Origin of the sequence: Enterobacter ludwigii (assembly GCA_023023105.1) — a bacterium.
Classification (GTDB): domain Bacteria; phylum Pseudomonadota; class Gammaproteobacteria; order Enterobacterales; family Enterobacteriaceae; genus Enterobacter; species Enterobacter adelaidei.
The window spans coordinates 249,343-268,728 of the sequence record CP083824.1 but is presented as its reverse complement, the minus strand read 5'-3'; the positions used below and the strand labels follow the sequence as shown (position 1 = coordinate 268,728).

Here is a 19,386-nt window from a genome sequence, read left to right as displayed (position 1 = left end):
CGAAGGGCGAAATAACCACACCGAAGTGTGGTTATGATTAAAACACCCGGAATTATCGGGTGCTGGTCGTTGTGGTGGTCGTGGTTCCGGTATTGGAGCCATCACCGCCACCGGTTGCCGCCAGCGCGACACCCACGGCTGAACTTACGGTGCTGGTGCTGGCTGCGGTAGAACTTCCCGCAGACGCAGACGTCGCAGCCGACCCTGCCGCTTCCCCGACCTGAACCGGAGCTGCATAGACAGATGTCGCCGCAAGCGCAGATATGGCAAAAATGCCATACAGTACTTTTTTCATAACAATTTCCCTTCAATGAATGAATGGAGATTTGCCCGATAAGAATTTCAGGCGGAATCGAGTATACACAACTACTGCAGAGGGTTTGCCGTAAGGGTAAATAGGGAGAGAGTTTTCAGACTAATGGATAAGATCGAAGTATAAGAAAAGAAAGATAAATATAAAAACCAATAAAATCATTAAGATAAAATAAAAAAGCTGAAAGCAATTATCCGTATATTCCTAAAATAAACCGCAGCAATTAACGGGTTAACGGCTTTTTTCAGATAAAACTCAGTAGTGAAATTTGAGGGAGATAATAGACATCAGGAATTATCCGATAAAAAAATGCCGGCATATCGCCGGCACTTTTCATGACATTTTAATTACGCACGCCATGCTTTATAACGGTTGATCAAACCATTTGTTGAGCTGTCATGGCTGGTAATCGCTTTATCATCACCCAGCTCTGGCAGAATACGGTTTGCCAGCTGTTTGCCCAGCTCAACGCCCCACTGGTCAAAGGTGAAGATGTTCAGGATCGCGCCCTGCGTGAAGATTTTGTGCTCGTACAGGGCAATCAGCGCCCCCAGGCTGAACGGCGTGATTTCGCGCAGCAGGATGGAGTTGGTTGGACGGTTGCCTTCGAACACTTTGAACGGCACAACGTGATCCAGGGTTGCCGGATCTTTACCCTGGTCACGGTATTCCTGCTCGACCACCTCGCGGGATTTACCAAATGCCAGCGCTTCAGTCTGGGCGAAGAAGTTAGACAGCAGCTTCGGATGGTGGTCGGACAGTGGGTTATGGGTGATAGCCGGGGCGATGAAATCGCACGGTACCATTTTGGTGCCCTGGTGAATCAGCTGGTAGAACGCGTGCTGACCGTTCGTGCCCGGCTCACCCCAGATGATTGGACCGGTCTGGTAATCCACGGCGTTGCCGTTACGGTCAACGTATTTACCGTTGGATTCCATGTTGCCCTGCTGGAAGTAGGCCGCGAAACGGTGCATGTACTGATCGTATGGCAGGATCGCTTCGGTTTCAGCGCCGAAGAAGTTGTTGTACCAGATACCAATCAGCGCCAGCAGCACAGGCAGGTTTTTCTCTGGTGCGGTGCTGGAGAAGTGTTTATCCATCGCGTGTGCGCCTGATAGCAGCTCAACGAAGTTGTCGAAGCCGACAGACAGGATGATGGACAGACCGATTGCAGACCACAGAGAGTAACGGCCGCCAACCCAGTCCCAGAACTCAAACATGTTCGCGGTATCAATCCCGAACTCACCAACGGCCTTGCCGTTGGTGGACAGCGCCGCGAAGTGTTTCGCCACGTGCTTGTTGTCGCCAGCAGTCTTCAGGAACCAGTCGCGCGCGCTATGGGCGTTGGTCATGGTTTCCTGAGTGGTAAAGGTTTTAGACGCAACCAGGAACAGGGTGGTTTCCGGGTTCACGTTCTTCAGCACTTCGGCGATGTGGGTACCATCGACGTTAGAGACAAAGTGCATGTTGAGGTGGTTTTTATATGGACGCAGCGCTTCGGTCACCATGAATGGACCGAGGTCAGAACCGCCGATACCGATGTTAACCACGTCGGTGATGGCTTTGCCGGTGTAGCCTTTCCAGCTACCAGAGATGATCGCTTCGGAGAAGGCTTTCATCTTTTCCAGCACCGCGTTCACTTCCGGCATTACATCTTTGCCGTCAACGATGATTGGCGTATTGCTACGGTTACGCAGCGCCACGTGCAGCACGGCACGGTCTTCGGTGCGGTTGATCTTCTCACCGGAGAACATGGATTTGATGGCGTCAGCAAGCTGCGTCTCTTTTGCCAGATCCTGCAGTTTCGCCAGCGTCTCTTCGGTAATGCGGTTTTTGGAGAAATCCACCAGCATCAGGTCATCAAAGGTCGCGGAGAATTTGTTGAAACGATCGGCATCTTTCGCGAACAGCTCCGCGATAGTGACGTCTTTCATTTCATCAAAATGTTTTTGTAGTGCCTGCCAGGCAGCGGTCTGCGTTGGGTTGATGTTTTTCATTAGCAATACTCTTCTGATTTGAGAATTGTGACTGCGGTCGATTGTAGCGCCTGCAAATAAAAATTGTGATGGTTTTTATGCCATTGCCCTGGCCTGCATCAAACGCAGGTGAAAAGACCCGAAAAGTATAGCTGCTGGAGAGCGCTCCCGGAGCGGCGAAATGTCGGTCAAAACCGGGTAAAATGAAGCATAAAATATGGCCCTGTTATAAGTCCTGTTTCTCAGGGGTACCCCCCCATGAAAAATCCGCATAATCCCGGCATTGACAGGACCTCCCCCGCATTTTATTTATAGGGCCGTATTTTGCGCCTGCACCTGTTTTCGTTTCATTCTTGTGCCAAGGTCGCTTTATTCATTCCCTGACACGAGGTTGTTATGACGAGTTTTGTGGTCGCCAAATTTGGCGGCACCAGTGTGGCCGATTACGATGCCATGAACCGCAGCGCCGATGTGGTGCTAGCCGATCCGAATACCCGCCTGGTGGTGCTTTCTGCCTCTGCTGGCGTGACGAACCTGCTGGTTTCTCTGTCTGAAGGACTGGAAGCGACCGAGCGTTTCGTTAAGCTGGATGCACTGCGCAAAATTCAGTTCGACATCCTTGAACGTCTGCAGAACCCGAATGTCATCCGCGAAGAAGTGGAACGCCTGCTGGAAAATATCACCACGCTGGCAGAAGCGGCTTCTCTGGCCACCTCCACCGCCCTGACCGATGAGCTGGTCAGCCATGGCGAACTGATGTCGACTCTGCTGTTTGTGGAAATCATGCGCGAGCGTAACATTCAGGCGCAGTGGTTTGACGTGCGCAAAGTGATGCGTACCAGCGATCGCTTTGGCCGCGCCGAGCCGGACGTTGAAGCGCTGGCGGAGCTGACCAACCAGCAGCTGGCTCCCCGTCTGGCAGATGGTATTGTGATCACCCAGGGCTTTATCGGCAGTGAAGCGAAAGGCCGCACCACCACGCTTGGCCGTGGCGGCAGCGACTACACCGCCGCACTGTTGGGCGAAGCCCTGCATGCAACGCGCGTGGATATCTGGACTGACGTTCCGGGCATTTACACCACCGACCCGCGCGTTGTTTCTGCGGCTAAACGTATTGATGTGATCGCCTTCGAAGAAGCGGCAGAAATGGCCACCTTCGGCGCGAAGGTGCTGCACCCGGCAACCCTTTTGCCAGCCGTACGTAGCGATATTCCGGTCTTCGTCGGCTCCAGTAAAGACCCGAAAGCAGGCGGCACGCTGGTCTGCAAGAAAACGGAAAATCCACCACTGTTCCGCGCGTTGGCCCTGCGCCGTCGCCAGACGCTGGTCACGCTGCACAGCCACAATATGCTGCACTCCCGTGGCTTCCTGGCGGAAGTGTTTGGCATTCTGGCGCGCCATAACATCTCTGTAGACCTGATCACCACCTCCGAAGTGAGCATCGCGCTGACGCTGGATACTACCGGTTCCACCTCCACTGGTGACACCCTGCTGACGCAGTCACTGCTGATTGAGCTTTCTGAACTGTGCCGCGTGGAAGTAGAAGAAAATCTGGCGCTGGTTGCCATCATTGGCAACAAGCTGTCGCGTGCCTGCGGCGTAGGGAAAGAGGTCTTCGGCGTACTCGACCCGTTCAACATCCGTATGATTTGTTACGGTGCATCCAGCTATAACCTCTGCTTCCTGGTCCCTGCCGATCAGGCGGAGCAGGTGGTGCAGAAACTTCATCAGAATTTGTTTGAATAAAATTCGTTAGCACGATAAACAATACCTATAAGCCGGGCACAGACCCGGCTTTTTCATAACTAAACACAACACAATCGCAAGGAAATACCTATGTTATCCGCCATCACACGGCTGTTCCCGTTATGGGCGCTGCTGCTCTCCGTAGTCGCGTATTACACGCCCACCTCGTTCACCGGTATTGGTCCATGGGTCACCACCCTGCTGATGCTGATCATGCTCGGTATGGGCGTGCATCTGAAAATCGACGATTTTAAACGCGTGCTGTCGCGCCCGGCCCCCGTCGCTGCAGGCATATTCCTGCACTACCTGGTGATGCCGCTCGCCGCGTGGCTTCTGGCGATGGCCTTTAAGATGCCGCCCGATCTCTCCGCCGGGATGGTGCTGGTGGGCAGCGTGGCCAGCGGTACCGCATCCAACGTGATGATCTACCTTGCGAAAGGCGATGTGGCACTCTCCGTCACTATCTCTTCCGTTTCCACACTGGTTGGCGTAATTGCCACCCCGCTGTTAACGCGCTTATATGTGGACGCACATATTCAGGTGGACGTCATGGGCATGCTGCTTAGCATCCTGCAAATAGTAGTGATCCCGATTGCGCTAGGGCTGGTCATTCACCATCTTTTCCCGCGCGTGGTGAAAACGGTTGAACCGTATCTGCCGGCGTTCTCGATGGTCTGCATTCTGGCGATCATCAGCGCCGTGGTGGCGGGTTCCGCCTCACACATTGCTTCTGTAGGCTTTGTGGTGATCGTCGCGGTAGTGCTGCATAACACCATTGGATTACTCGGTGGTTACTGGGGCGGGAAGCTGTTTGGCTTTGACGAGTCCACCTGCCGCACGCTGGCAATCGAGGTGGGAATGCAGAACTCCGGTCTGGCGGCAGCACTCGGTAAGATTTACTTCTCACCACTGGCGGCCCTACCTGGCGCACTGTTCTCCGTCTGGCATAACCTGTCCGGTTCGCTGCTGGCGGGTTACTGGTCCGGTAAGCCGATTGATGAACAACCCAAAAAAGATGCGGTGAAGCAGGGTTAATTTACGCGGCTTGCTTTACACTGAAGCCTCCCCATCAGGAGGCTTCAGCAATGGCTACACCACGACTGACCCAGAAAGACATGACGGAAGCCGAGCAGCGCGAACTGAAAACGCTTCTCGACCGCGCCCGTATCGCACATGGCCGCACGCTGACGAACGCCGAAACGAACCAGGTTAAAAAAGAGTATATCGACAAATTGATGACACAGCGTGAGGCTGAGGCGAAAAAAGCCCGCAAACTGAAAAAGCAGCAGGCTTATAAACCCGATGCGGAGGCGACCTTCTCGTGGTCTGCCAACACATCGACTCGTGGAAGGCGCTGATTAGCGCCCTTTCTTTTTACGGCCAGGCTGGGTAAAGCGTTTCCCGTTGGCCGGTTTGCCGCGTCCTTTCTCTTCCGCCTGCGGCGCCTTCACCACCGGGCGCTTAATCGCCTGGGTTTTAGGTTTGGCTTTGGCCTTCGGCTTTGCTTCGGATGAAGAATTCTCAATAAGTTTGAACAGCTCGATCAGCTCGTCATCCGTTAAATCACGCCATTCACCCAGCGGGATCCCGGACAAGCTGACGTTCATGATGCGCGTGCGTTCCAGCTTCGTCACTTCATAACCGAAGTGCTCACACATACGGCGGATCTGCCGGTTTAAACCCTGGACCAGCGTAATACGAAACGCGAACGGTGCTTCTTTCTTCACCTTACACTTCTTCGTAACGGTGCCCAGAATTGGCACGCCCGCCCCCATCCCACGGATAAACTCATCCGTCACAGGCTTATTCACCGTGACGATGTACTCTTTCTCATGGTCATTTCCGGCGCGCAGAATTTTGTTCACCAGGTCACCGTGGTTGGTGAGAAAAATCAGCCCCTGGGAGTCTTTATCCAGTCGACCAATCGGGAAGACACGGCTGCTGTGGTTAACGAAATCAACGATGTTGTCCCGCTCGCCATCTTCCGTGGTACTGACGATACCAACCGGTTTATTCAACGCGATAAACACCAGGTCTTCAGCATCGCGGGGTTCGATGACCTGACCATTCACTTTAACCACATCGCCAGGGACGACCTGGTCGCCAATGGTGGCGCGTTTGCCGTTGAGGAACACGTTACCCTGTTCAATGTAACGGTCAGCCTCGCGACGTGAGCAGATCCCGCTCTCGCTAATGTATTTGTTTAATCGGGTTGATTGAGTTGGCAGCATAGTTTCTCCTGTGAAGGGCGAAATATACCTTACCTTGCGGCTGACAAAAAAGTGTTAGTAACCGTTGATCAAAAAATCGAGTGCATCCCGCAATGAAGCCCGGTTTTGCGTAAGATCGGCGACACGCTCGCCTAACTCTTTTGGCGATATGCCTGCCATCATGTGCATCATGACCACGCAGAGCTTACCCGCTATCTCAACGACAGGGCACACTTTCGCAGGCGGTTGAATGCCTCCCAGGTGGCTAAGCTCAACTGCGGGGGCGACCAGGATATGCTTCATCACATTGGCCACGGGATGCTGCATATTGATTAGCCAGGGATAGGCAGTTTTCCCCTTACCTTCATTCTCATAAGCAAAATATTGCTCCATCAGAACGACCTCTGAAAGTCACTAAAAGAGCCGTTTTCATCAACCCACTGGTTAATGGCCTCAATAGAAGCTTTATTTTCTGCTAACCACTCGGCGCGCTGATGCGCACGAAACTGCTCCTGCAGCGCAGCCGTGAGTACAGCGGATAGATTAAGTTTAAGCCGTCGCGCCTCTTCAAGAATTTCTGGTGCTAACGACACATTAACTGATTTTTTAATGCCTTGAGTAGTGCGCATGAGAACCCCCATCGGAATGCGCATGAATTGGCAAAGAGTAGCGTAATAAACGAGCATTTTCTATTCCCTTAAAAATGTAAGGTCTGAAGAGTAAATGGCGCTTTATAAGGTGTCACGCCTCGCAAAACGGTTTTGCGAGGCGCTTTCAGAGATTAATATTCATCCCGCTCGTCGTCTTCATCCGGCTGTTCCATCACGCTGTACGCCACCGCGCAGAACAACGAGTTGAGACGTTTCATATCCCCCAGCAGCCCCAGGTGCAGCGAACTCGTTTCGATACTCTGCACGTTCTGCTGATGCAGACGCTCAACGTGGGCGTGCGAGTAGCGGCGGTTCAGAATACGGAAACGATGCTTGTTGCGGCGCAGGCGGCGCGCACTCGGCACGTCGCTGGAGAAGAACACCGACATCGCCAGCTTGAGGTTGCTGACCAGCTGTTCGTGCAGCGCCTCCAGCTCCTTCAGGCCTTCACCTGAAAATGCGCGACGCGCGGCAAGGGATTTGTCGGCAATCTCGCTGCCCATGCGCTCAACGATATCTGAGGCCTGCTCCAGGTTAAGCGACATCTCGATAATTTCCGCCCAGCGGCGGGACTCCTCCTCCGCCAGTTCATCCTGCGGAATACGCGCAAGATAGAGCTTGATGGCGGTATAGAGCACGTTGATGTCGTCCGCCAGTCTGCGCAGCTCTTTCTCTTCACGTGGCTCGCCGTGCATCACCTTTTGCAGCCCTTCGAGCATGGTTTCCATCGCATCGCCTATACGCAGCGTCTCACGGGCAGCATTCGCCAGCGCCAGTGCAGGGGTGTCCAACGCGGACGTATCCAGATGCTTAGGTTTCAGACGCGCATCCAGCTCCGGTTCATCCTGAATAAGTCGTTCACAGAAACGGGCCATCGGCTCAGCAAAAGGCACCATCGCCAGGCAGCGCACCAGGTTATAGAAAACGTGGAAATAGATCACCAACTCCGCCTTCGGCAGCGGAAGGTTGTCCATCAGGTTCGCCAGCGGGTGGATAAAGGGCAGGATAATCAGGCTGCCCACCAGCTTGAACAACAGGCTGCCAAGCGCTACGCGACGGGCGGCAGCATTAGCGGCACTGTTGTTGAGCATCGCCAGCAGGCCAGAACCGAGGTTAGCCCCGATCACCAGACATAACGCGACCGGGAAGGAGATCACCCCTGCAGCGGTGAGTGTTGCTGTCAGCAGTACCGCAGCCAGGCTCGAGTAACTGACGATGGCAAACACTGCACCGATCAGCGCGTCCAGCATGATGTCGCCAGTCAGCGAAGCGAAGATGACCTGAACACCATTAGCCTCGGTAATGGGAGTGACCGCCTGCACAATCAGTTCCAGCGCCAGCAGGATAAGCCCCAGGCCAATCCCTACGCGTCCGAGCTGTCCGGCTCGCGTTTGTTTGCGGCCGAGGAAGAAGATGACGCCAATAAAAATCAGCAACGGCGACAGCCAGGAGAGATCAAAGGTAAGGATACGCGCCATCAACGCGGTACCTACATCAGCACCCAGTACAATCACCAGCGCCGGGGCCAGCGCCACCAGATCTTGCGCCACAAACGAGGTGACAAGCAGCGTCGTGGCGTTGCTGCTCTGAACCAGTGCCGTTACGCCAATACCCGCGCAGAAGGCGAGCGGTTTCTTCTCAACGCTGCTGCTGAGAACGGTACGTAAACGGGCACCAAATACGCGCATCACGCCGGTACGGACAATATGGGTGCCCCATACCAGAAGTGCGACTGCGGAGAGCAGATGTAACAGAATCAGCACGGAAGATGTTCCTCCTTATCGTTATTCGTTTTCCCTTGGTTCAGTATAAGGGTTTAAACGTAATAAAGAGACAGGGCGCCCAATGAGCGCCCTGTTTGTTGTAAGGAAAAGTGACGTCAGTCCGCGTCGTAGCCTAAATTCGGCGCTAGCCAACGCTCCACTTCAGAGACACTCATACCTTTGCGCAGGGCGTAATCTTCGATTTGATCGCGTTGCAGCTGCGCCACGGCGAAGTACTTGCTGTCAGGATGGCTGAAATACCAGCCGGAAACGGACGCCCCTGGCCACATGGCGAACGACTCGGTGAGTTTCATCCCTGTATGCGCTTCAACATCCAGCAGCTTCCAGATGGTTCCCTTTTCGGTGTGTTCCGGGCAGGCCGGGTAGCCAGGTGCCGGACGAATCCCCTGATAGTTTTCGCGGATCAGTTCCTCGTTGCTGAGGTTCTCATTGGCCGCGTAGCCCCAGAGTACCTTACGTACGCGCTCGTGCAGGTACTCGGCGAAGGCTTCCGCCAGGCGGTCGGCAATCGCTTTGACCATGATTTTGTTGTAATCATCGTGCTGCGCTTCGTACGCATCCGCCAGGGCATCTTCTTCCAGACCACCGGTTACGGCAAATGCGCCGATGTAATCGGCTTTACCAGAAAGCTTCGGCGCAACGAAATCGGCCAGGCAGTAGTTCGCGAAACCCACTTTCTCGGTTTGCTGACGCAGATGGTGACTCACCGCCAGCACGTGAGTGCGGGTTTCATCGCGATAGATTTCAACATCGTCGCCCACGCGGTTCGCCGGAAACAGCCCCACCACGCCACGCGGGTTGAGGGTTTTCTCCACACTCAGTTTGTCGAGCATCTCGTTGGCATCTTTAAACAGGCGCTGTGCTTCTTCACCGACTACTTCGTCTTCGAGGATGCGCGGATATTTGCCCGCCAGCGACCAGGTCATAAAGAACGGCGTCCAGTCGATGTAGTTGCGCAGCGTCTCGATGCTGGCAGTCACATCCTGCACGCCCAGACGATGCGCGACAGGTGGCGTATAGCTCGACCAGTCAAACGCCAGATCGTTATCGCGTGCCGCCTGCAACGTAACAGGCGGTGTGCGCGGTTTCTTGCGACCGTGCTGAATACGGACGGTTTCGTACTCTTTGCGGGTGCGCGTAACAAACTCGTCGCGCTGGGTGTCAGAGAGCAGCGCGGACACCACGCCTACCGTTCGCGAGGCATTTTGCACGTAGACCGTTGGACCACTGTAGTTCTGCTCGATTTTCACCGCCGTGTGCGCTTTTGAGGTGGTCGCCCCACCAATCAGCAGCGGAATGGTAAAGCCCTGACGCTCCATCTCTTTCGCCACGTTGACCATCTCATCAAGCGACGGGGTGATCAGCCCGGAGAGGCCAATCAGGTCGGCATTCACTTCACGTGCGGTTTTGAGGATTTTGTCCGCAGGTACCATCACGCCAAGATCGATAATCTCGTAGTTATTACACTGCAGCACCACGCCGACGATATTCTTGCCGATGTCGTGAACATCGCCCTTCACGGTGGCGATCACCATTTTCCCGTTGCTGGAGCCTTTCTCTTTGCTGGCTTCGATAAACGGTTCAAGATAGGCCACCGCCTGCTTCATCACGCGGGCGGATTTCACTACCTGCGGCAGGAACATTTTGCCCTCACCGAACAGATCGCCAACCACGTTCATGCCGTCCATCAGTGGCCCTTCGATCACTTCAATCGGACGTGCGGACTGAAGACGCGCTTCTTCGGTATCCAGTTCGATAAACTCGGTAATACCTTTCACCAGCGAATATTCCAGACGCTTTTTCACATCCCAGGAACGCCACTCGGCCTGCTGAACGTTGGCTGCTTCATCCGATTTACTGCCACGGTATTTCTCCGCCAGATCCAGCATCCGCTCGGTGGCATCGTCACGACGGTTCAGGATCACGTCTTCTACCGCGTCGCGCAGTTCTGCCGGCAGGTCGTCGTAAATCGCGAGCTGTCCGGCGTTTACGATCCCCATATCCATCCCGTTACGGATGGCGTAGTAGAGGAACACGGCGTGAATAGCTTCACGCACCGGGTCGTTACCGCGGAACGAGAACGATACGTTCGATACACCGCCGGAGATCAGCGCATGCGGCAGCTCGCGCTTAATGTCTTCACACGCGCCGATAAAGTCCTGGGCGTAGTTGTTGTGCTCTTCAATCCCGGTCGCCACAGCGAAAATGTTCGGGTCAAAGATGATGTCTTCCGGGGGGAAGCCTACCTCTTCGGTCAAAATTTTGTACGCACGGCGGCAAATCTCAATCTTGCGCTCGCGGGTGTCTGCCTGGCCCACTTCATCAAAGGCCATAACCACAACGGCCGCGCCGTAACGGCGTACCAGCTTCGCGTGATGGATAAAGATATCAACGCCTTCTTTCATCGAGATGGAGTTAACGATGCCTTTACCCTGAATGCATTTCAGCCCTTTCTCGATGACTTCCCACTTAGAGGAGTCAATCATGATCGGCACGCGGGCGATGTCCGGTTCACCGGCAATCAGGTTGAGGAAACGCACCATCGCCGCTTCGGCATCGAGCATCCCCTCATCCATGTTGATATCAATAATTTGAGCACCGCTCTCAACCTGCTGGCGGGCGACGTCCAGCGCTTCGCTGTACTTCTCTTCTTTAATCAGACGTTTGAACTTTGCTGAACCGGTGACGTTAGTACGCTCACCCACGTTCACAAACAGGCTGTCGTCACCGATGGTCAACGGCTCAAGGCCGGAGAGACGACAGGCAATAGGCAGCTCAGGTAATTTTCGTGGCGGCAGCCCGGCCACCGCATTGCTCATGGCCGCGATATGCTCAGGCGTCGTGCCGCAGCAGCCACCGACGATGTTCAGGAAACCAGACTCGGCCCACTCGCGGATTTGCGCCGCCATGGTGTTGGCATCGAGATCGTATTCACCAAACGCGTTCGGCAAACCGGCGTTCGGGTGCGCGGTGACGTAACATTCCGCAATGCGCGACAGTTCCTGTACGTACTGACGGAGTTCATCTGGCCCCAGTGCGCAGTTCAGGCCGAAGGAGAGCGCTTCGGCGTGGCGCAGTGAGTTATAAAAGGCTTCGGTTGTCTGGCCGGATAAGGTACGGCCGGAGGCGTCGGTAATGGTGCCGGAAATCATGATCGGCAGGTCAACGCCCAGCGCCTCGAACTCCTCTTTCACCGCGTAAATCGCGGCTTTAGCGTTGAGGGTATCGAACACCGTTTCAATCAGGATCAGATCGGAACCGCCTTCCACCAGCGCTTTGGTCGATTCGCGGTAGGCGGCAACCAGCTGGTCAAAGGTGATATTACGAAACGCCGGGTCGTTCACGTCCGGTGAAATCGACGCGGTGCGGTTGGTAGGGCCAAGCACCCCGGCAACGTAGCGCGGCTTGTCCGGCGTGCGGGCCGTCCACTCGTCGGCGCAGGCGCGCGCCAGCTTCGCGGCTTCAAAGTTGATTTCCGCCGACAGGGATTCCATCTGGTAATCCGCCATGGCGATGGTTGTCGAGTTGAAGGTGTTGGTTTCAACGATATCTGCACCCGCTTCGAAGTACGCGTTGTGGATATCGGTAATGACTTGCGGCTTGCTCAGCACCAGCAGGTCGTTGTTACCCTTCAGATCGCATGGCCAGTCGGCAAAGCGCTCGCCGCGGAAATCGTCTTCGCTCAGACGATAGCCCTGGATCATAGTGCCCATGCCGCCGTCCAGCACCAGAATTCGTTCATTTAACTGCGCACGCAGTTGCTCTACTTTGCTGCTCACACTTGCTCCCGACAACGCTCAACAAGGCCAAAAGGCTGCATTCCATACTGGCATAATCTCGCAGGGTGGAAAAGTCACACAGGGGTAACATGAGACATGTTCACTATCACTCCTCCGATCAGTCAGGATAACGGTTGCAAATTCACCAAATAAAACGAAAATGATTTCCACGATACAGAAAAAGGAGATCGTCATGGTCGCGACCGTTCCCGCTAAACGCGGCAGAAAACCTGCTGCTACCACCGCCGCACAACAGGGCGGACAGGTTCAATCGCTCACGCGCGGTTTGAAGCTGCTGGAGTGGATAGCCGAGTCGCACAACAGCGTGGCCCTGACGGAGCTGGCCCAGCAGGCTGGCCTGCCGAACTCCACAACGCATCGACTGCTGACCACCATGCAGCAGCTGGGCTTTGTCCGTCAGGTCGGTGAGCTGGGACACTGGGCTGTAGGCGCGCATGCGTTTATCGTCGGCAGCAGCTTCCTGCAAAGCCGTAATCTGCTGGCGATTGTGCACCCGATCCTGCGCAAGCTGATGGAAGATTCCGGCGAGACGGTAAACCTGGCGGTACTCGACCAGAGCGACCATCAGGCGATCATCATCGACCAGGTACAGTGTACGCAGCTGATGCGTATGTCGGCCCCCATTGGCGGCAAGCTCCCTATGCACGCCTCCGGGGCGGGGAAAGCGTTTCTGTCGCAACTGAGCGAAGAGCAGGTGACGGGGTTATTGCACCGTAAAGGGTTGCACGCCTACACCCACGCAACGCTGGTTTCGCCGGTGCATCTTAAAGAGGATCTGGCCCTGACCCGCAAACGCGGCTATTCGTTTGATGACGAGGAACATGCTCTGGGCCTGCGTTGCATTGCAGCCTGTATCTTTGACGAACACCGCGAGCCGTTCGCCGCCATCTCCATCTCCGGGCCGATTTCACGCATGACGGATGATCGCGTGACCGAACTGGGTGCGCTGGTGATTAAGGCGGCGAAAGAGGTGACGCTGGCGTATGGTGGGATTCGTTAAACCGCAAGCAAAACCGCTGCTTACGTCGATAGGCGTACACATCTTCAACATGCCCATTCTTAATTCGCGTTTGCAATCCACGCCAGTAACTGGCGTGGAACAGATCGTCGTGCATCTCTGCGAATAATGGCCCAATTCGCGGGTCAGCGCACAGCCAGTGGCGGAACTCCTCAGGAAATACATCACCCGGCGAGACGCTGTACCATGGCTCACCGGAGAGTTCATCTTCCGGATAGCGGGGCTGCGGGATGTCGCGGAAATTCACCTCAGTCATGTAACAAATTTCATCGTAATCGTAGAACACGACGCGCCCGTGGCGGGTGACGCCGAAGTTTTTAAACAGCATATCCCCCGGGAAGATATTGGCGGCAGCAAGCTGGCGAATCGCATTGCCATACTCTTCAATGGCATCGCGAAGCGCCTGACCTTCGGACTGCTCCAGCCAGATGTTCAGGGGCACCATACGGCGTTCAATGTAGAGATGGTTAATCACAATTTTGTCACCAATATCGGTGATTTTGCCGGGTACTTCCTGCATTAAAAGCGCCATTAGCGCCGGATCGATCTGCTGCTTATCCAGCACAAAGTTTTCGAATTCCTGGGTATCGGCCATGCGTCCAACACGGTCGTGCTCTTTAACCAGCTGGTAGCAGGCGCGGACATGTGCAGCCGTCATCTCTTTTTGCGGCGCGAATCTGTCTTTAATTACCTTAAAGACCCGGTCAAAGCCCGGCAGCGTAAACACCAGCATTACCATGCCGCGAATGCCCGGTGCTTCGATAAACTTCTCATCAGCGGCAGTGACATAGCGCAGGTATTCCCGGTAGCTTTCCGTTTTAGCGTGCTTCTGGCAACCAATCGCCATATACAGCTCGGCGGTGGTTTTGCCCGGCAGGATCTCGCGCAACCATTCCACGAGCGCGGCAGGTAACGGCGCGTAGACCATAAAGTAGGAACGGGCGAAGCCAAACACAATGCTGGCTTCGGCGCTGGTGGTCAGACAGGTATCGACAAACAGTTCGCCGTCGTCGGTGCGGTGGATCGGTAACAGAAACGGCACGATGGCTGCCGGCGTAACCAGTTTGCCCACCAACCAGGCGGCTTTATTGCGATAGAACAGTTCATTGGCGACCTGCAAATGGCTGTGCCCAAGAACGTCCTCGCCGAAGGTTTCAGTGAGATGCGCGTGGATATAGCCGATATCCCGGGTTTTATTCTCCCAGGGTAAACGCAGCGGCAAGTCTGTTAACACGCGGTGCAGGAGCTTTTCCCACCCGCGATCGGGAAAGAAATCTTTCGCCAGCGGACGAGGAATAGTACGAAAACGCCGCTCGGGCTGGGAGCTGAAAATAAATAACCGCTCAGGAGATAATGAGCGGTGGTCAAATAACCGACAATAGACGGAGTTAAAGAAGCTCTCCGCAATCTCGAAGCGCGGGTAATCGGGTAACAAACGGGTGTAGTGCTCTTTCACGCGCAGTAAAAATTCCGCGTCTGGACTTTTACCGTCGGTGATACAGCGCAACTGCTCCACCACCAGACCCACATGGTGGTCGTAGAGATGGATACGCTGCTTCATGGCCTGCTGAACCGCATGCCAGTCTGCATGTTCGAAGCGCTGCTGCGCGCCGGAGGTCACTTCCAGAAAACGGCCATACTGGGCATCGAAGCCCTGCAAAATAGTTTGGGCAATCAGTAATTCCAGACCACGCGACATATATCCCCCCTCACCCCAACCCTCTCCCCGAGGGGGGAGAGGGGGAAAAGTTTAGAACTGTGCTTCTTCGGTTGATCCCGTTAAGGCGGTGACGGAGGAGGTGCCGCCCTGAATAATCGTGGTCACATTATCAAAGTAGCCAGTTCCCACCTCCTGCTGGTGAGACACGAAGGTGTAGCCATCTTTACCCGCGGCAAATTCCGGCTGCTGCACCTTCTCAACGTAGTGCTTCATGCCCTCACCCTGCGCATAGGCGTGCGCCAGGTCGAACATGTTGAACCACATGCTGTGGATGCCTGCCAAAGTAATGAACTGGTATTTGTAGCCCATGTCGGACAGCTGCTGCTGGAAGCTGGCGATTGTCTTGTCGTCCAGTTTTTTCTGCCAGTTGAAGGACGGTGAGCAGTTGTAGGCCAGCAGTTTGCCCGGGTACTTCGCATGAATGGCATCGGCAAAGCGTTTTGCCAGAGCCAGATCCGGCGTGGAGGTTTCGCACCAGACCAGGTCCGCATAAGGAGCGTACGCCAGACCACGGCTTATCGCCTGCTCAATACCGGCATGGGTACGATAGAACCCTTCGCTGGTACGTTCACCGGTAATGAACTCGCTGTCGTACGGGTCGCAATCTGAGGTAATCAGGTCAGCTGCATCCGCATCCGTACGGGCAATGACCAATGTCGGCACGCCGAGCACGTCAGCAGCCAGACGCGCCGCAACCAGTTTCTGAATCGCCTCCTGGGTCGGGACCAGCACTTTGCCGCCCATATGTCCGCATTTCTTCACTGACGCCAGCTGGTCTTCGAAGTGAACGGCCGCTGCACCGGCCTCAATCATCGATTTCATCAGCTCGAAGGCGTTCAGCACGCCACCGAAACCCGCTTCCGCATCCGCAACTATCGGCAGGAAGTAATCAATAAAGCGCGGATCGTTTGGCTCAATGCCTGCCGCCCACTGGATCTGATCCGCACGGCGGAAGGTGTTGTTGATCCGATCCACGACCGACGGTACGGAGTTAGCCGGATAGAGCGACTGATCCGGGTACATGCTGGAGGCCAGGTTAGCGTCCGCCGCGACCTGCCAGCCGGACAGGTAAATGGCTTCTATCCCCGCCTTTGCCTGCTGCAGTGCCTGACCGCCCGTCAGCGCGCCAAGGCTGTTGATGTAACCTTTTTTGGAACCACCGTGCAGCAGCTTCCACATTTTCGCCGCGCCATTTTGCGCCAGCGTGCATTCCGGATTGACCGAGCCGCGTAATTTCACCACTTCCTCCGCGCTGTACGGACGGCGGATGCCTTCCCAGCGAGGTTGTGTCCACTCTTTCTTTAATTCTTCGATTTGTTGGGTACGGGTTTTCATGTGCAGATGCTCCATATTGTTATGTGGTGAGTTACGCCAGGAAGCGGTAGCCCGGCAGGGTCAGGAAGTCGATTAAGTCATCTGATGTGGTGATTTGCTCCATCAGGCGCGCAGCGTCGTCAAAACGTCCACTGCTGAAGCGGTGTTCGCCCAGCTCGTCCTGGATCACCCGCATCTCTTCGGCCAGCATCTGGCGGAACAGGGATTTGGTTACCGGCTTACCATTGCTGAGTGTTTTTTGATGGTGGATCCACTGCCAGATGGAGGTCCGTGAGATCTCCGCCGTCGCGGCATCTTCCATCAGGCCGTAGATCGGCACACAGCCGTTGCCGGAGATCCACGCTTCGATGTATTGCACGGCGACGCGAATATTGGCACGCATGCCCTCTTCAGTGCGTTCACCCGCACACGGTGCCAGCAGTTGCTCTTCGGCTGTTGGCGCATCGTCTTCACGCGTGACAAACAGCTGGTTTTTATTGTCGCCAAGCACGCGGTTGAATACCTCCATCGCGGTATCGGCCAGGCCCGGATGTGCAATCCACGTCCCGTCATGACCATTGCGTGCTTCAAGCTCTTTATCGGCTTTCACCTTGTTGAGTACCTGGCTATTACGCTCCGCATCTTTGCTTGGAATAAACGCGGCCATGCCGCCCATCGCAAAGGCACCACGCTTGTGGCAGGTTTTGATCAGCAGACGCGAGTAGGCGCTCAGGAACGGTTTATCCATGGTGACAACCTGACGATCCGGCAGTACGCGATCGGGATAATTCTTCAGGGTCTTGATGTAGCTGAAAATGTAGTCCCAGCGCCCGCAGTTCAGGCCGACAATGTGATCGCGCAGGGCATGCAGAATTTCATTCATCTGGAACACGGCAGGCAGCGTTTCAATCAGCAGCGTGGCTTTGATAGTGCCGCGCGGCAGGTTGAATCGATCTTCCGCATAACTAAACACCTCACTCCACCAGGCCGCTTCCTGCCAGGATTGGGTTTTCGGCAGATAGAAGTAAGGGCCGCTACCTTTTGCCAGCAGGTTTTTGTGGTTGTGGAAGAAATAGAGCGCGAAATCAAACAGGCTGCCCGAAATGGCTTCCCCACGCCAGGTGACGTGTTTTTCAGGCAGGTGCAGCCCGCGTACGCGGCATATCAGCACCGCCGGGTTCGGTTTGAGCTGGTAAATTTTGCCGGCTTCGTTGGTATAGCTGATGGTGCCGTTCACGGCGTCGCGCAGATTGATCTGCCCGTCGATAACTTTGTTCCAGTCTGGCGCCAGTGAGTCCTCAAAATCAGCCATAAAGACTTTAACGTTCGCGTTCATGGCGTTGATCACCATTTTGCGCTCTACCGGCCCCGTGATCTCAACCCGGCGATCCTGTAAATCTTCAGGGATGCCGCGGATTTTCCACTCACCGCGACGAATGGAAGCGGTTTCCGAAATAAAACCAGGCAACTTGCCATCGTCAATTTCCTGCTGCTGATGAATGCGCGCTGCCAGCAGCTTATTACGCTGTGGCGTAAAGCGCGTTACCAGTTCAGTCAGGAATTCTACCGCTTCCGCCGTCAAAACTTGCTGTTCTTGCTCGCCATACGGCTGGGTAAAGGCCAGTTCATCGACCGTCGTTGCCTGTTGAGTCATCACTCTGCTCCTCATCAAAGATCCAAATTCACATCCCCAATGCGAACGAAAGATCGTTGTGTAGTTTTCGCTCAGCAGAATTAAGACTATCTATATTTTTTCCAAAATCAAAAACAATTTCCATTTTAATTTAATTTTAGATCCAATTTATTGATTTAATTGAAATTAAAGTTTTATTGAGTGGTGAGTGGCATTTCGGAAATAAAAAAGGCACCCGAAGGTGCCTGATCTGAATAGCTGAAACGCTTTAGGATCGTTTAGTGCAGAAGATTACTCCAGCGTCGGATTCATGTGACGCAGATCGTATGGTGTGATTTGGTAGACGTAATAGTTGAGCCAGTTCGTAAACAGCAAATTCCCGTGGCTGCGCCAGGTTGCTCTCGGTTTGTTTTGCGGATCGTTTTTCGGGAAATAGTTGTACGGAACATCCGGATTCAGACCCGCTTCGACGTCACGGAAAAACTCAGCCGCGAGGGTGTTTGGGTCATACTCGGGATGCCCGGTGACAAAAGCAATACGCTTATCTTTGCTGGCAAACAGGTAGGCATCACCGTCTTCCGTTTCAGCCAGGATCTCCAGATCGGTGTAATCGCGGATCAGTTGTGCCGGGAAATCGGCATAGCGAGAGTGTGGGGCAAGGAAAGTGTCATCAAATCCGCGCGTCAGTAATGCGTGTGGATGCAGAATATGGTGTTCATATACGCCAGAGAGCTTTTCAGTGCGGGTTTGCTTTGGAATGCCATACAGGATATTCAGTGCCGCCTGGACCGCCCAACAGACAAAAAGCGTGGAGGTGACGTGATCTTTTGCCCACTCCAGCACCTGTTTTATCTGCGGCCAGTAGGCAACATCATTGAATTCAACCAGGCCCAGTGGTGCTCCCGTTACAATCAGTCCATCGAAGTTTTCATCGCGGATGTCATCGAAGTTACAGTAGAAATTGTTCAGATGCTCAGAAGGTGTATTTCGCGACTCACGGGCATCAATTCGTAGCAGCTGGATATCAACCTGAAGCGGGGAGTTCGAAAGCAGACGAAGAAACTGGTTTTCTGTTTCGATCTTTTTTGGCATCAGATTGAGAATAAGCACCTTCAGCGGGCGAATTTCCTGACCTGTAGCGCGTGAAGCCGTCATGACAAAGACATTTTCTTCACGTAAGAAATTGACGGCTGGTAGCTCGTCCTGCACCCGAATCGGCATA

General features: G+C 54.5%; 15 protein-coding genes. 4 read left to right on the top strand and 11 right to left on the bottom strand.

Annotated elements, in window-relative coordinates; translation table 11 throughout:
* Positions 1 to 52 precede the first annotated feature (52 nt).
* Positions 53 to 295 (bottom strand): hypothetical protein, encoded by a 243-nt coding sequence (locus tag LCD46_01215; protein UOY70997.1) that lies wholly within the window; start codon positions 293 to 295, stop codon positions 53 to 55.
* 365 nt (positions 296 to 660) lie between these two features.
* Entirely contained in the window at positions 661 to 2,310 is a 1,650-nt protein-coding gene (gene pgi, locus LCD46_01210; GenBank protein UOY70996.1) for a glucose-6-phosphate isomerase, read from the bottom strand.
* Positions 2,311 to 2,685: 375 nt separating this feature from the next.
* Between pgi and lysC the strand changes: the two genes are divergently transcribed.
* From lysC to LCD46_01195, 3 genes are all read left to right on the top strand, one after another.
* A complete protein-coding gene (gene lysC / locus LCD46_01205; GenBank protein UOY70995.1) occupies positions 2,686 to 4,035 on the top strand; it encodes a lysine-sensitive aspartokinase 3 in 1,350 nt (449 codons plus the stop codon).
* Positions 4,036 to 4,125: 90 nt separating this feature from the next.
* Positions 4,126 to 5,070 carry a ketopantoate/pantoate/pantothenate transporter PanS gene (gene panS, locus LCD46_01200; protein UOY70994.1) on the top strand — a complete coding sequence of 315 codons (945 nt, stop codon included), beginning with the start codon at positions 4,126 to 4,128 and terminating at the stop codon, positions 5,068 to 5,070.
* 50 nt (positions 5,071 to 5,120) lie between these two features.
* Positions 5,121 to 5,393, top strand: coding sequence for a DUF3811 domain-containing protein (locus LCD46_01195; GenBank protein ID UOY70993.1), 273 nt, complete (start codon positions 5,121 to 5,123; stop codon positions 5,391 to 5,393).
* On the opposite strand, the gene rluF is transcribed toward LCD46_01195, so the two are convergent.
* The 5 genes from rluF to metH all read right to left on the bottom strand — a co-directional run bounded on the left by rluF (position 5,394) and on the right by metH (position 12,458).
* The gene (rluF, locus tag LCD46_01190; GenBank protein ID UOY70992.1) at positions 5,394 to 6,266 is read right to left on the bottom strand and encodes a 23S rRNA pseudouridine(2604) synthase RluF; all 873 of its coding nucleotides are present in this window, start codon (positions 6,264 to 6,266) and stop codon (positions 5,394 to 5,396) included.
* 54 nt (positions 6,267 to 6,320) lie between these two features.
* Positions 6,321 to 6,638: a CcdB family protein gene (locus tag LCD46_01185; protein ID UOY70991.1), complete on the bottom strand. Its 318-nt coding sequence runs from the start codon at positions 6,636 to 6,638 to the stop codon at positions 6,321 to 6,323.
* Complete coding sequence (locus tag LCD46_01180; protein ID UOY70990.1) at positions 6,638 to 6,931, bottom strand: type II toxin-antitoxin system CcdA family antitoxin; 294 nt, start codon at positions 6,929 to 6,931, stop codon at positions 6,638 to 6,640. Before LCD46_01180 ends, LCD46_01185 begins: the two co-directional genes overlap by 1 nt.
* A 95-nt stretch (positions 6,932 to 7,026) precedes the next feature.
* A complete protein-coding gene (locus LCD46_01175; protein UOY70989.1) occupies positions 7,027 to 8,658 on the bottom strand; it encodes a Na/Pi cotransporter family protein in 1,632 nt (543 codons plus the stop codon).
* A gap of 116 nt (positions 8,659 to 8,774) precedes the next feature.
* Positions 8,775 to 12,458 (bottom strand): methionine synthase, encoded by a 3,684-nt coding sequence (metH, locus tag LCD46_01170; protein UOY70988.1) that lies wholly within the window; start codon positions 12,456 to 12,458, stop codon positions 8,775 to 8,777.
* Positions 12,459 to 12,651: 193 nt separating this feature from the next.
* On the opposite strand from metH, the gene iclR reads away from it, so the two are divergent.
* Positions 12,652 to 13,479: a glyoxylate bypass operon transcriptional repressor IclR gene (iclR, locus tag LCD46_01165; GenBank protein ID UOY70987.1), complete on the top strand. Its 828-nt coding sequence runs from the start codon at positions 12,652 to 12,654 to the stop codon at positions 13,477 to 13,479.
* Here the strand turns inward: iclR and aceK are convergent.
* The 4 genes from aceK to metA all read right to left on the bottom strand — a co-directional run bounded on the left by aceK (position 13,433) and on the right by metA (position 19,385).
* The gene (aceK, locus tag LCD46_01160) at positions 13,433 to 15,196 is read right to left on the bottom strand and encodes a bifunctional isocitrate dehydrogenase kinase/phosphatase (GenBank protein UOY70986.1); all 1,764 of its coding nucleotides are present in this window, start codon (positions 15,194 to 15,196) and stop codon (positions 13,433 to 13,435) included. The genes iclR and aceK overlap by 47 nt on opposite strands.
* A 51-nt stretch (positions 15,197 to 15,247) precedes the next feature.
* A complete protein-coding gene (aceA, locus tag LCD46_01155) occupies positions 15,248 to 16,552 on the bottom strand; it encodes an isocitrate lyase (protein ID UOY70985.1) in 1,305 nt (434 codons plus the stop codon).
* A 31-nt stretch (positions 16,553 to 16,583) separates the two neighbouring features.
* Positions 16,584 to 18,185: a malate synthase A gene (gene aceB, locus LCD46_01150; GenBank protein UOY70984.1), complete on the bottom strand. Its 1,602-nt coding sequence runs from the start codon at positions 18,183 to 18,185 to the stop codon at positions 16,584 to 16,586.
* A 270-nt stretch (positions 18,186 to 18,455) separates the two neighbouring features.
* Positions 18,456 to 19,385 carry a homoserine O-succinyltransferase gene (gene metA / locus LCD46_01145; GenBank protein UOY70983.1) on the bottom strand — a complete coding sequence of 310 codons (930 nt, stop codon included), beginning with the start codon at positions 19,383 to 19,385 and terminating at the stop codon, positions 18,456 to 18,458.
* Between the last annotated feature and the right edge of the window lies 1 nt (position 19,386).